Source organism: Gordonia prachuapensis (assembly GCF_036350515.1).
Classification (GTDB): domain Bacteria; phylum Actinomycetota; class Actinomycetes; order Mycobacteriales; family Mycobacteriaceae; genus Gordonia; species Gordonia prachuapensis.
Genome location: NZ_JAZDUE010000011.1, coordinates 125,078 through 138,396 on the forward strand (window position 1 = coordinate 125,078; position 13,319 = coordinate 138,396).

A 13,319-nucleotide genomic window follows, 5' to 3' on the forward strand; every position below is an offset into this window, starting at 1 on the left:
GTGTAGCGGTGAAGATGGAATGTCGCGCCACCGTCAGTCTCCGATCTCTACTCGATGTGGATCACAGCACCTCGTTCGAGTGGTGCTCCTCACAAGCTAAACATCCGAGTTTTAGTTGGTCAACCGGATAGTGCACTTCAGTGGCAGTTTATTTTCGTCACCGGGGCAAAGCGCGGAAAAACTCCGTGTACGGTTCGGGCCGTGTACCAGCTCGATTGGTCAGAGAGAAACGCCGGATGAACAGCACGATGCTGGCCGTTCAACTGGTCGAATGGCGATCGGGGCCACAGTTGCGTGAGGTCCCTGTGCCGACCCCCTCCGGTGCGGAGGTCTTGGTGGCCGTGGAAGCGGCCGGACTCTGCCACACCGACATCAGGACGGTGGAGTCCGGGTCCGAACTGTTCGGTTACGAGCTTCCGATGACGCTGGGCCACGAGGTGTGCGGGACGGTCGTGCAGACCGCGCGGGCGGCCGACGCTCAGTGGCTGGGCCGCCGGGTCGTGGTGCACGGGATCTGGGGATGTGGAGAATGCCGGAACTGCGTGCGCGGTCGGGAGAACTACTGTCTGCGGCTGGGACGCGATTCCTCGGGCCGTCATCTGCCGATCGGCGGCGGTCTCGGCCACGACGGCGGACTCGCCCAGGCGATGGTCGTCCCGTCGGTGCGGCACCTCGTCCCCGCCGGTGATTTGACACCCGCCCAGAGCGCGCCAATGGCCGATGCGGGGCTGACCGCCTATCACGCCATCAACGAATGCTCCGATCTGATCGATCCGTCGACGGTCGCCGCGGTCATCGGCGTCGGAGGGCTAGGGCACCTCGCAGTGCAGATCCTGCGGGACCTGGGCGCGGGGACGGTGGTCGCCGTCGACAACCGCGACCAGGCCGTGGCGCTCGCCCGCGAGGTGGGGGCACATCGAGCGGGGCGGACGCTGCCCGAGGCACTCGGTCCGGCTGCCGACGCCGATCTGATCTTCGACTTCGTGGGATCGACGGAGACCATGACCCAGGCTCGATCAATGCTCGCTCCGGGCGGTCGGCTCTCGGTGGTCGGTGGGGCCGGTGGACGGCTCGAGGTCGGCAAATCTCCCGCCGTGGCTCCCGGCTGGTCGGTGTCGGCCCCCTTCTGGGGGTCGGTCGACGAGCTGAGCTCGGTCGTGGCGATCGGGGCCCGCGGTGGAATCCGCTCGGAGGTTACCTGTTACGGCCTCGACCGGGCCATCGAGGCGTTCGATCAATTGCGGGCCGGCGAGGTCACCGGTCGGGTGGTCCTGCTACCGCCCGCATTGTCCTATGCCACCGGCTGAGACCGGTGCGAGTCGGTGGCTCCCGGGGGCGACGACCAGGCGTCAGTACACGTCCCGCACGTACCGCTTGTCTGCCGCAAGAGCTTTCACATAGGACTCCGCGCCGGCGGGGGAGCGGCGACCGTGGTGCGCGACGATCTCCTTGAGCACGGCATCGACGTCCTTCGCCATCCGGGCGGCGTCGCCGCACACGTAGACGTGTGCGCCTTCGTGCAACCAGTGATACAACTCCTCGCCGTGTTCCCGCATCCGGTCCTGGACGTAGATCTTGCGATCCTGGTCCCGGGAGAAGGCGACGTCGAGACGGGTGAGCAGTCCGTCCGACAGCATCGTCGTCAATTCGTCGCGGTAGTAGAAGTCGGTTGCCGAGTACTGTTCCCCGAAGAACAGCCAGTTCTTTCCCTCATGCCCCAACGCTTCTCGCTCCCGCAGGAAGCCGCGGAAGGGCGCGACCCCGGTGCCCGGACCGATCATGATCATCGGCGTGTCCGGGTCGGCCGGCGGACGGAAATGGGTCGTCGACGTCACGAACACCCCGATGTCCTGCGACTCGCAGTGGTCGGCGAGGAACGTCGAGCACACGCCTTTTCGGGGCGTGCCGTGGACGTTGTACCGAACCGCGGACACCGTCAGCTCCACCTCGTCCGGGCTGTGCAGGGGACTCGACGAGATCGAATACGACCGCGGCTGCAGCGGTTTCAGTACCGAGACCCATTCCTCGGGATGCGCCTTGACCGGGTACTCGGTGAGTACGTCCACCGATTGGCGGCCCCACGTCCAGGAGTCGAGTTCCTGTTTGTTGCCTGCGGCAGCGAGTGAATGGAGGTCGGCCGACCCGTTGCGTTCGGCGACGAACCGGATGAGATCTGGTGTGATCCTCGCGAACTCCAGGCGTTCGCGTAGTGCCCGGCGTAGTGGCATGTCGTCACCGCCGGGGGCGGTCACGACCTCGCCGCCGTCCAGTCCGGTCACATCGAGCCACTCGTCGATGAGGTTGGTGTTGTTGAGGGGCCACACCCCGAGGGCGTCACCCGCCTTGTAGCTGAGAGCGTCGCCAGGAAGGTGAAAGCCGAAGTTGCGCACATCCTTCTGCGACCCGTCGGCATTGAGCTTCACGTTGCGCGACAGCTTGGTGACGAACGGTCGTTTCTTCGAGAACGACGGCGCGGAGCGCACCGACGGTTGTGCAGACGAATCTGCTGGCTCGCTCACGACGACGACCCGGTCGTCGGGCGATGTCGAGTCGTCGTCTTCGGTGCCGATGACGCTGTTCACCCGATCCAGCCACAGCCCGGCCGGCTCCTCGTAGTCCGGTTCGCAATCGACGCGATCCAGCAATCGCTGCGCGCCGAGCTCGCCGAGACGCTCATCGAGGTTGCGGCCGTGTCCGCAGAAGTTGTCGTAGCTCGAGTCGCCGAATGCGAGCACGGCGAAACGCAATCCGGAGAGATCGGGGGCGGAGTCGCCGCTGATCGCATCCCAGAAGGCCGATCCGTTGTCCGGCGGTTCGCCGTCGCCGGTGGTGGAGCTGACGAACAACGTCGTCCCGGCGAGGGCGCTGATGTCGGTGGCATCCATCTCGGTGACGGTGACGTCGAATCCCTTGGTGCGCAGCTGGTCGGCGGTCTCGGTGGCGAACTCCTCGGCGTTGCCCATCTGGGACGCCCAGAGCACGGTGATCGACTCCTTGGCGGTCCCTGCCGGCGTTGCGCCGGTGCCGTCGCCGTAGCCGCCGACGGGTGCTGCGGTGGTGGGATGCGGTGTCCGCGCGAAGATCCCGTCGAGGAGTCCGGTCGCCCAGAAGCGCACCTCTTCGCGCAGCGGCGCGCCCGCCGGAATGTACGGCCGGGTGTCGACCGGTGGCTGCGCCCGCAGACCCGCGACGATCCCGGCCAGATAGGTGCGCTCGGACGGAGACGGCGCCACGTCGGCCACCGCATCGACGCCGAGGGCCGACGCAACAGCGTCGACCGGGTCGACAGCGGACCGCGTTGCTGTCTCCGGGTCCTGACCACCGATCGACGGGGTCTCGGCAGGCTGTGGTGCCGCGACCTTGGTGAGCGTGACGGCGCACACCTTGAACTCGGGCTGCTGCGAGATCGGGTCGATGGCGTCGGAGGTCACCGCGTTGATCGTCAGGTGCTCGCCGAAGACGTCATTCCAGTGGAACGGTACGAAGCAGTTGCCGGGCCGCACGCGGTCGGAGATCGACGCGGGCAACACGGCTCGGCCACGACGCGATGCCACCTCGACCCGGTCGTCGGATCCGATACCGAAACGCTCTGCGTCGTCGGGGTGGATCTCCACGAACGGACCGGGATTGAGTTTGTTCAGCTTCGCGACTCGGCCCGTCTTGGTCATCGTGTGCCACTGGTGTGGAAGGCGGCCGGTGTTCAACAGGATCGGATAGTCGTCATCCGGCATCTCGGCGGGATCGACATGCGGCCGGGCGAAGAACTGGGCCCGCCGGTTCGGGGTGGCGAAGGCGAGTTCGGGTGTCGAGCCGTCGTCGGCGGTGTGCAGGGTCTGGCTGACACCGTCATTGAGATAGCGGATCGGATTTCGCCCGGTCTCGTCAGGGGTGTCGCCGCGTGCGGTCTGATCGTCCGAGGGCGGACACGGCCACTGCATCGGAGTCTGACGCAATGCGTCGTAGGTGATGCCGCGCAGGTCGTATCCGGTGTTCGGGTTCGCGAACCGCCGTATCTCGTCGAAGATCTGTTCGGCGGAGGTATAGGAGAACGCCTCCGCATAGCCCATCTCGCAGGCGATACGCGCGATGATCTCCCAGTCGGGCATCGCCTGCCCAGGCGCATCGAGTGCCGGTTCGAACAGGGTGACGTTGCGTTCGGAATTGACCATGGTGCCGGTGGATTCGGTCCACAAGGCGGCCGGTAGCGCCACGTCGGCGTACGCGTTGGTCTCGGTGTCGGCGAAGGCATCCTGGGTGATGACCATCTCCGCCCGCTCGAGTCCCGAGATCACCGTCGACCGGTTGGCCACCGACGCAACGGGATTGGTGCAGATGACCCAGCACGCCTTGATCTCCCCGTCGGCCATCCGGCTGAACATGTCGATGGTGCCGCCGCCGACCTCACTCCGGATCGTCCCGGGTTCGAGTCCCCAGACGTCCTCGACGAACGTGCGATCGGCCTCCGACAACACCGCCCGCTGACCAGGTAGACCGGGGCCCATGTAGCCCATCTCGCGGCCGCCCATCGCATTGGGCTGGCCGGTCAGGGAGAACGGGCCACTGCCGACACGACAGATCGCCCCGGTCGCCAGATGCAGATTGACCAGCGCGTTGGTGTTCCAGGTGCCGTGCGTGGACTGGTTGAGCCCCATCGTCCAGCAACTCATCCAGTTCTGGGCGGTACCGATCATCTCGGCGGCCGCGCGGATGTCGTCGGCGGGGATGCCGGTGATCTCGCTGACGACCTCCGGCGTGTACTGCGCGGCGAACTCGGGGATCTGTTCGAAGCCGTCGGTGAACGATGCGATGAAGTCGTCGTCGGTGTGGCCGCCGGTGATGAGCAGATGCATCAACCCGTTCATCAGCGCCAGGTCGGTACCGGGCTTGATCTGCAGGAACAGGTCGGCCTTGTCCGCGCTGGCGGTGCGTCGCGGATCCACGACGATGAGCTTGGCGCCCGCCTTGATCCGATCCATCATCCGCAGGTGCAGGATCGGGTGACAGTCGGCGATGTTCGACCCGATCACGAAGAAGACGTCGGCGTTGTCGAAGTCTTGGTACGAGCCGGGCGGTCCGTCGGCGCCCAGCGACGACTTGTAGCCGGTGCCCGCACTGGCCATGCACAACCGGGAGTTCGACTCGATCTGGGTGGTGCGGATGTAACCCTTCGCCAGCTTTGTCGCCAGGTATTGGGCCTCCATCGACATCTGGCCGGAGACGTAGAGGGCGACGGCATCGGGTCCGTGCTCATCGATGATGGATCGCAGGCGCCGCGCGGTGTCGGAGATCGTCTGATCCATGTCGGCCTGTTGCGGCGGCGCGCCACGTTCGGTCCGGACCAGCGGGGCGGTGAGGCGACCACCCGCCACCAGCATGTCGGCGGTGGTCGAGCCCTTGGTGCAGAGACGGCCGAAATTGGTGGGGTGATCTTTGCGGCCGACGGTCTTCGCGACCTGGCCGTCCGCGCCGATCGCGAGGTCCATGCCACAGCCCACCCCGCAATAGGCGCACAGCGAATGCACGATGTCGACGGACTTCACACTCACCAGCGTCGGCGGGGTGTGTTTCTGGTTGCGAAGCGACCGGTTACACGCCTATCAACTTGACCTCACAGCGCCGTTTCGCGGCTGTGCGCAGCGCTGCGGCCCGGCTTCGAGGACTCCGTCGGCCCCGCGGCTGCGGTCGATACGGCGCAGACCAGCGCGAACGGTCACCACGCCGTACTGTTCATCCTCAGACACATCTCAGCAGTTCGCGATAAGACTGTAGGTATGCGCATCCTTGTGGTCGACGACGATCGGGCGGTACGTGAGTCGCTGCGCCGGTCGCTGTCCTTCAACGGCTACACCGTCGACATCGCCGCCGACGGACTCGAGGCCTTGGAGAAGATCGTCGCCGAACGTCCGGACGTGGCAATCCTCGACGTGATGATGCCGCGGCTCGACGGTCTGGAGGTGTGCCGGCGACTGCGGTCGGCCGGCGACGACCTGCCCATCCTCGTCCTCACCGCTCGCGACACCGTCTCCGAGCGCGTTTCCGGCCTCGACGCAGGCGCCGACGACTACCTGCCGAAACCGTTCGCCCTCGAAGAGCTGCTGGCGCGTCTGCGCGCCCTCTTGCGTCGCGCGACCCCCGACGACGCGGCCGAATCCGAGGCGCTCACGTTCGCCGATCTGACCTTGGACCCGGTGACCCGCGACGTCGCCCGCGGCGAGCGGAGCATCAGCCTGACCCGTACCGAGTTCGCTCTTCTCGAGATGCTGATGGCCAATCCACGGCGTGTGCTGTCACGCAGTCGGATCCTCGAGGAGGTCTGGGGCTATGACTTCCCGACGTCGGGCAACGCCCTGGAGGTCTACGTCGGATACCTCCGTCGCAAGACCGAGGCCGAAGGGGAGTCTCGGCTCATCCACACCGTGCGTGGCGTCGGTTACGTCCTGCGGGAGACCCCGCCCTAGTGGCCGCCGACATGTCCGGTCCGACGACCTCGCCCGGGACTCCCGCCGTGCCGCCCCCGGCCCGAGTGGATTCCCGAACCGACCCCAAGGAGATGCGCGCGCCGATGCCGCTGACCCGAGCGGTGTCGCTGACGACCCGGGTCACGTTGCTGTCGGCGACGGTGGTCCTGGTGTCGGTGAGCCTGATGGCCGCCGCGGCGTACTTCGTCGTCTACCGCGCCATGTACAACGAGGTGGATGCGCAACTCGAGAGTCGCGCCGACGGGATGACCGCGATGGCCAAGACCGGGTTGTTGAACGAACGTCCCGATTCTCTTGTCGCCGGAACGGTGTTCTCCACCAACATCTCTCTCGCGCTCGTGCGTCCCGACGGCAGCACCTACCTCATTGGAGACGTGCCGTTCGAGGACGTCGAACGGCAGATCGCACGTTCGGCACCGCGGCCGGTCAACAACATGCAGAGCCTGCGGACCGTCAACAACCAGCGCGTCCTCACCCGCAAACTCGCCGACGGGAACACCCTGGTGATGGCGCAGAGCCTGGTGCACACCGACCGCGTGCTCAAGCGACTGGCCTGGGTGCTGCTGGTGGTCGGCGGTGGAGGTGTCGCGCTGGCTGCGCTCGCCGGAACCACGGTGGCGCGTGCGGGCCTGCGGCCCGTCGCACGACTCACGCGGGCTGCCGAGCGGGTCGCGCGCACCCAGGACCTCACACCGATCCCGGTGTCCGGAAACGACGAGTTGGCGCGTCTGACAGACAGTTTCAATACGATGCTGCGCGCGCTGGCCGATTCGCGTGATCGGCAGGCGCGGCTCGTCGCGGACGCCGGACACGAATTGCGTACCCCGCTCACCTCGTTGCGGACCAACCTCGAACTGCTCATCGCCGCAAGCGAACCCGGTGCTCCGGCGATGCCGCCCCAGGACATGGTGGAGCTGCGGTCCGACGTGATGGCGCAGATCGAGGAATTGTCCACGCTGGTGGGTGATCTCGTCGATCTCGCGCGTGAGGACGCACCGGCGGTGGTGCACGAGGAGGTGGACCTCATCGAGGTGATCACCCGGTCGCTCGATCGTGTCCGCCGCCGCCGCGCCGACGTCGACTTCCACACCTCGCTGACTCCATGGTTCGTCTTCGGCGAGGAACACGGACTCAACCGTGCCGTGCTCAATGTGCTCGACAACGCGGCGAAGTGGAGTCCGCGCGGCCGCCCGGTCCGCGTGGTGTTGAGCCAGATCGATCTGAACACCGCCGAACTCACCGTCGCCGACGCGGGGCCCGGTATCCCCGAGGAGGACCGCGATCTGGTGTTCGAGCGGTTCTTCCGATCGACCCAGTCCCGATCGATGCCCGGTTCCGGCCTGGGGTTGGCGATCGTGCGGCAAGTGGTCGGGCGGCACGGCGGCACCGTGCGCGCCGAGCAGTCCGACCTCGGTGGCGCACTCATCCGAATGACATTGCCCGGGGCTCCGACGCCTCAGGAACCTTCACCTCAGGTCGTTCGTCAATAGGGTGACAGACCTCGACTCAGGTCTCGCCGCGGTGATCGTTGCTTTGGTCATCGCCGCGCAGACCCGATCACCTAGGGTTGGCTCAGGGTCGTCGGCTACCGACGGCTGTGCCTGGTCGGGACCCCTCGCCGGAGCGGCGGGGTGTGGGAGAGCTAAAGGATGACGACATGACGAGTGGCGGTTCGCACGGCGATCCGTACGGCACCGGGGGCGGCCCGGGCCAGAGTCCCTACGGCGCGCCGGGCGGGTACAACGCGCCCGGCTACGGGGCCGACCCGCAGCCGTCGCCCTACGGCCAGAACGCCCAGGACGCCGGCACGTACGGCCATCACGCCGCCGCCACCGCCCCGCACGCCAATCCCTACGGCCAGTCGCCCTACGCGCCATCCGCGTACGGCCCAGCCGGCACCGGCCAGATGCCGGCGCAGCAACCGTTCGGTGCGCCCGGTTACGGCGGTCCGGTCGGTCCGCCGCCCGGCGGGCCCGAACCCCGCAAGAAGTCCGGTGGCGGCAAGGCGATGCTGGCGATCGGCGCCGTCCTGCTGGCACTCGTCGCCGGCGGGATCGGTGGCGTGGTCGGTGCGAACGTCCTCGACGACGACTCGTCGTCGGCGACCAGCGGCCCGCTCGGCGGAGACCCGAACAGCGGCGACCAGGGAGCCGTCCCCGCCCCGGCCGGTTCGGTGCAGGAGGTCGCCGCGAATGTGCTGCCGTCGGTGGTGTCGATCATCGTGCGGTCGGGCAACGCCGAGGGTGGGGGCTCGGGCGTGATCCTGTCGGAGGACGGCGCGATCATGACCAACAACCACGTGGTGTCCGAGGCCGGTGCGGCCACGGCAAGCCAGGTGTTGGTGATCTTCTCCGACGGCAGTCGCGCCCCGGCACGCGTGCTCGGTGCCGATCCGATCTCCGACATCGCGGTCATCAAGGTCGAGAAGAGCGGCCTGAAACCGATCACCGTGGGCACCTCGGACAATCTCGCGGTGGGCCAGGACGTGATCGCCGTCGGCGCCCCACTCGGGCTCGAGGGCACGGTCACCACCGGCATCATCAGTGCGCTCAACCGACCCGTCTCGACGTCGCGCGAGTCCGGGACGACATCGGTCATCGACGCCATCCAGACCGACGCGGCCATCAACCCGGGCAACTCCGGCGGCGCACTGGTCAACGCGAAGGGTGCGCTGATCGGGATCAACACGGCCATCGCCACCGTCGGCGCGGGGGCCGATCAACAGGGTGGCAGCATCGGTCTCGGGTTCGCGATCCCCATCGACCAGGCCAAACGGGTCGCCGACGAACTGCAGGAGACCGGACGGGCCACGCAGGCCGGTCTCGGTGTCTCGGTGCGGGCCAACACCGAGGTCGATCAGCCGGGCGCCTATATCTCCGACGTGACCGCCGGTGGACCCGCGGACAAGGCGGGCATCCCGCAGGGCGCCGTGGTGACCAAGGTCGACGACCGCACCATCGCCAGCGGTGACGCACTGGTCGCGGCGATCCGCTCCCACGCGCCCGGCGACACGGTCACGATCACCTACGTGATCAACGGTCAGGAGAAGACGACCCAGGTCACCCTCGAGACCTTGCAGGTCGGTTGACGCGCCACGCACCATCTTCACCAGAGCCATCTCGTACGGCCGCCGCCCGAGGCGGAGCAGAAAGGCAGACATGAACGACACCGGTTCCACCGCCATCGACCCCGACGACGTGGTGGCCGCCGACGCGGCGGCCCGTGAGTTCGTCGCCCGACACCGCGACGACGACGTGCGAGCCACGCAGACCGGCGACGAGATCGGCCGGGCGCTGGTCGTGGTGATCGACGATCGGGCCGCACACGGTGAGGATCAGAGCTTCCTCGGACCGCTCGTCGGTGAGCTGCTCGCCGAGGCAGGATTTCATGTCGATGCGACCGTCGCGGTGTCCGGGGACGAGGTCGAGATCCGCAACGCCCTGAACACCGCGGTGATCGGCGGTGTGGATCTGGTTGTGTCGGTCGGCGGTGTCGGGGTCGGGGCGCGCGACGTCGCGCCGGAGGCCACCGAACCGCTGCTGGATCGACGCCTGCGGGGAATCGAAGAGGCCGTCCGCAGTTCGGGTCTGGCCGCCGGTGCCACCGACGGCGGACTGTCGCGGGGGCTCGCCGGAATCTCGGGTCAGACCCTCGTGGTGAACCTGGCCAACTCGCGGGCCGCCGTGCGCGACGGGATGGCAACGGTGGCTCCCCTCGCACAGCATGTGATCGAAGCCATCAGCGAGTTCTGAGCCGTCGCGAGCGTCTGTCCCGGCCTCTCATGAGCAGTGAGTCCGATCACTCCCCGGAAACGCCTCCAGCCGACGTTTCCGGAGGTGAGGCGGCCCGTGGTGAGGGCTGGCGAGCCCGTCGCAAGCTCGATGACGTGTTCGGTACGGACCTCCCGGACACGACGTCCGACGAGCGTGATGAAGGTCACAAGGGGCTGACTCGCGAGTGGTACGAGGCCAACCGGCCGCCCCATCACGAGTAGGTGCGCGTCCTCCTGACATGTCTGACGCAGCGTGTTTTCCCTCCGTTAACATTCGCTCTTCTAGTGATGGCGAATGTGAAGTTCACTATCATGAGCCCCGAGGCTGAGACACGGCTGATTGCATCTGTTGCTCGCCTCGATATCGCTCCGATAACGTTCGCTGCGACGAAGCTCGGTACTCCGCGAGTACCGACGGGGAGTCCTGCGATCTGTCGCGAGTGACAACGCAGCAGTGACCAGGGGTATGCGGAAGGCGACTTCCAGCAAACCGGAGCCGATTGGGTTCGGTTGCGGGGCGGGGGTCCGCAGCCCATAAGGGTCGACACGCGTGCACACAGGTGTGTCACGCGGGGAAACAACCGAATCCTGTGAGAGGGAACGAATGAGCAAGTTCAGCAAGCTCGGGCTGCGTCGCACGGCGGCTGCGTGCGCCGCCGCGGCAGTTGCCACGGTGGGCCTGGCGAGCATGGGGGCGGGAAATGCTGCGGCAGCTCCGCTGGCCAACGGCAGCAAGGTGATCACCGGTATCGACGGTGAGCGTGTCTTCACCGAGCGGACCGGCGAGTCGCAGTACTCGGTTGCGCGCGTCGCATACAACGGAGGAATCGGCCGCACGGCACTGCTGTCCGGCACCTACAAGTCCACGGCCAGCGAAGGCGTGGGCGGCAATCTGAAGGTCCAGATCCTGGCCGGCTGCCAGCTCGATGTTGGTTCGCTCGGCGGCTCGCTTGGAGGTGGCATCTCGGTTCTGCCGTCAGTGGGCCTGGACCTCAGCGGTGGCGTAAGCCTTCCGCTGGCGCCGGGTGAAGCGGCCATCGTTGATGTCACCGACAAGGACTTCGACAGTGGATCGGCGACCATCCAGCTGCAGGACTTCGAGATCGAGTTCCCCAACTGCGGTGGTTACGCGTCGGCACGCACCCTCACCAAGGTGATCGCGTCGCAGGGCTATGAAATCGGTGACGACAGCTCCTCCGTCGCCGGTGAGGGCACCCTCCTGCAGTCCACCCTGTACGGCCAGCCGTTCTTCGTCAGCTGACCGGTAGCAGATACCAACCGAATCTTTCGAGTCTTATCTGCTCCGAGCAGATCGATCTTCCACAAAGGGGAATCATGAAGAACATCGTCACGCGTCGCGCAGCCGCGGCTGTCGGTGCCGCCGGCGTCGCGGTGATGGGCGTGGGAAGCCTCGGGACCGGTGCCGCAGCCGCCGCTCCGGTGCCCAACTCGAGCATCACCAAGACCCTGGTTGACGGCACCTCGGTCAACATCCAGCTGTTCGACCAGAACGCCAATATCCAGCGGCCGCTCATCGCCTTCCCGATGAACCGTGAGGTGTGGGTTTCGGGCAAGGTCCGGGTCACCCTCGGCGGCGAGGCCGAAGAGGCCGAGATCTCTGCCGGCTACATCGTTGGTTGCCAGGTCAACATCGATATCGGTGGTGGCGCGGGAACCGACGACTATCCGCTGGGCATCGGGTCGAACACCACACCTGATGGCAATGGGGGTGCTTCGACCACTGTGACTCCGAACGCGGGTGCAGGTGGGTCGATCTCGCTCGGCCCCGGCGGTGCGGGCTACGTGCCGATCATCCAGGAGACGAACGACGACGATGACGCCGTCGAGTCGTACACCTTCTCCGGCACCGGCGGCGGCGTCGCCTACAGCCAGGAGCGCTTCTGGGTCAACGACTGCGCCGGTTACGCCGAGGCCAAGGCCAAGGTGACCGTCACCGTCGAGACCGACGCCGTCAAGGGCGTTGTCACGCTGTACGGCCAGCCGTTCAGCCTGGGCTGATAGTCGCGGAGTCCGCGAGCGGACGCCAGAACACACCGCACAGGGCGGGATCGGAACTTCCGATCCCGCCCTGTCGGCGTCTGTGCTCCATCTGAGGCCCGCGCGTGGGGTCGCCGCTCGGGGTCTCGGCGCGGGCCCGTCATCCGCGCAGCCTCCCACCATCCGCGCGGTTTGCAACCCGCGCGGATGGTTGCGACCTGCGCGAGTTGCATGGAACCACCGTGCGGGCACATGTTGGTCGTCAGAAATCCGTCCCCACAACGACATCGGGCCGCACCCACGAGGGTGCGGCCCGATGTCGTTGGCAGTCAGCGGGAATGGCGTCCCGGTGCGTCCGGTGGCGGGTACTCACCCGGGAACTGGCCCGGAGGGGGGTAACCACCCGGGGGTGGGTAGTTGCCGGGAGGATAGGCGCCCGGCGGGGGATACGCGCCCGGCGCGGGCTGGGGCGTGGGGTACGGCGGGTTGCCCGTAGGGCGCGGCGGTTGTGCCGGGGCCTGCGGCTCTGCGGCCGGCGGAGGGGTGGTGAGGCGTTGCGTCGCACCGGCTTCCATGCGTCCGCCCGGTGGTGTAGACCCGGGATCCTGCAGGTGATCGGGGAGTTCGCTCTCCGCTTCCTCCTTGGCCTTCGACGTTCCCTCCGGATCGAGGAGGTCTCGGATCTCGGTGAGCAGCGAGACCTCGCTCACCTCCGCCTTTTTGCCGTACCCACCCAGTTCGGCGAGTTTGTTGTACGGCACGATGATCAGGAAATAGACGACCGCGGCGATGATCAGGAAGTTGATGACCGCGGTGATGATCGCACCGATGTTGACGAAAGTCGATGGATTGTCGGTGATCTGGAAGCCGAGTCCTTCGGCGGCGTCGGTTCCGATCGGGATCGCGTTGATGAGTGGTTGGACGATCCCGTCGGTGAAGGCCGTGACGATCGCGGTGAAAGCCGCGCCGATGATGACCGCGGTGGCCAACTCGACGACATTGCCCTTGAGTATGAAATCCTTGAATCCCTTGAGCACGGTGTGCGGTCCTCTCGTTCGGCTTCCCGCTCT

9 protein-coding genes are annotated in these 13,319 nt (G+C 66.9%); 7 read left to right on the top strand and 2 right to left on the bottom strand.

The window, feature by feature from the left end:
* The first annotated feature begins 236 nt into the window (after window positions 1–236).
* Window positions 237–1,307: an alcohol dehydrogenase catalytic domain-containing protein gene (locus V1Y59_RS14465; RefSeq protein WP_330505665.1), complete on the top strand. Its 1,071-nt coding sequence runs from the start codon at window positions 237–239 to the stop codon at window positions 1,305–1,307.
* 42 nt (window positions 1,308–1,349) lie between these two features.
* Here V1Y59_RS14465 and V1Y59_RS14470 read toward each other — a convergent pair whose 3' ends face one another.
* Window positions 1,350–5,483, bottom strand: a complete 4,134-nt coding sequence (locus tag V1Y59_RS14470) for a bifunctional nitrate reductase/sulfite reductase flavoprotein subunit alpha (protein ID WP_431309178.1) — start codon at window positions 5,481–5,483, stop codon at window positions 1,350–1,352.
* Between the two features lie 288 nt (window positions 5,484–5,771).
* On the opposite strand from V1Y59_RS14470, the gene V1Y59_RS14475 reads away from it, so the two are divergent.
* The 6 genes from V1Y59_RS14475 (at window position 5,772) to V1Y59_RS14500 (ending at window position 12,270) form a co-directional block, all read left to right on the top strand.
* Window positions 5,772–6,458: a response regulator transcription factor gene (locus tag V1Y59_RS14475; RefSeq protein ID WP_330430790.1), complete on the top strand. Its 687-nt coding sequence runs from the start codon at window positions 5,772–5,774 to the stop codon at window positions 6,456–6,458.
* 92 nt (window positions 6,459–6,550) lie between these two features.
* Window positions 6,551–7,969: a HAMP domain-containing sensor histidine kinase gene (locus tag V1Y59_RS14480; RefSeq protein WP_330505729.1), complete on the top strand. Its 1,419-nt coding sequence runs from the start codon at window positions 6,551–6,553 to the stop codon at window positions 7,967–7,969.
* A 167-nt stretch (window positions 7,970–8,136) separates the two neighbouring features.
* Complete coding sequence (locus V1Y59_RS14485; protein ID WP_330505667.1) at window positions 8,137–9,567, top strand: S1C family serine protease; 1,431 nt, start codon at window positions 8,137–8,139, stop codon at window positions 9,565–9,567.
* Window positions 9,568–9,637: 70 nt separating this feature from the next.
* Window positions 9,638–10,231 carry a MogA/MoaB family molybdenum cofactor biosynthesis protein gene (locus tag V1Y59_RS14490; protein ID WP_330430787.1) on the top strand — a complete coding sequence of 198 codons (594 nt, stop codon included), beginning with the start codon at window positions 9,638–9,640 and terminating at the stop codon, window positions 10,229–10,231.
* A 624-nt stretch (window positions 10,232–10,855) separates the two neighbouring features.
* On the top strand, window positions 10,856–11,512 hold the full coding sequence (locus V1Y59_RS14495; RefSeq protein WP_330505668.1) for an MspA family porin: 657 nt from the start codon (window positions 10,856–10,858) through the stop codon (window positions 11,510–11,512).
* Between the two features lie 74 nt (window positions 11,513–11,586).
* Window positions 11,587–12,270: an MspA family porin gene (locus V1Y59_RS14500; protein WP_330505669.1), complete on the top strand. Its 684-nt coding sequence runs from the start codon at window positions 11,587–11,589 to the stop codon at window positions 12,268–12,270.
* A gap of 308 nt (window positions 12,271–12,578) precedes the next feature.
* Here the strand turns inward: V1Y59_RS14500 and mscL are convergent, their stop codons facing one another.
* Window positions 12,579–13,286: a large conductance mechanosensitive channel protein MscL gene (mscL, locus tag V1Y59_RS14505; RefSeq protein WP_330505670.1), complete on the bottom strand. Its 708-nt coding sequence runs from the start codon at window positions 13,284–13,286 to the stop codon at window positions 12,579–12,581.
* Window positions 13,287–13,319: the final 33 nt, after the last annotated feature.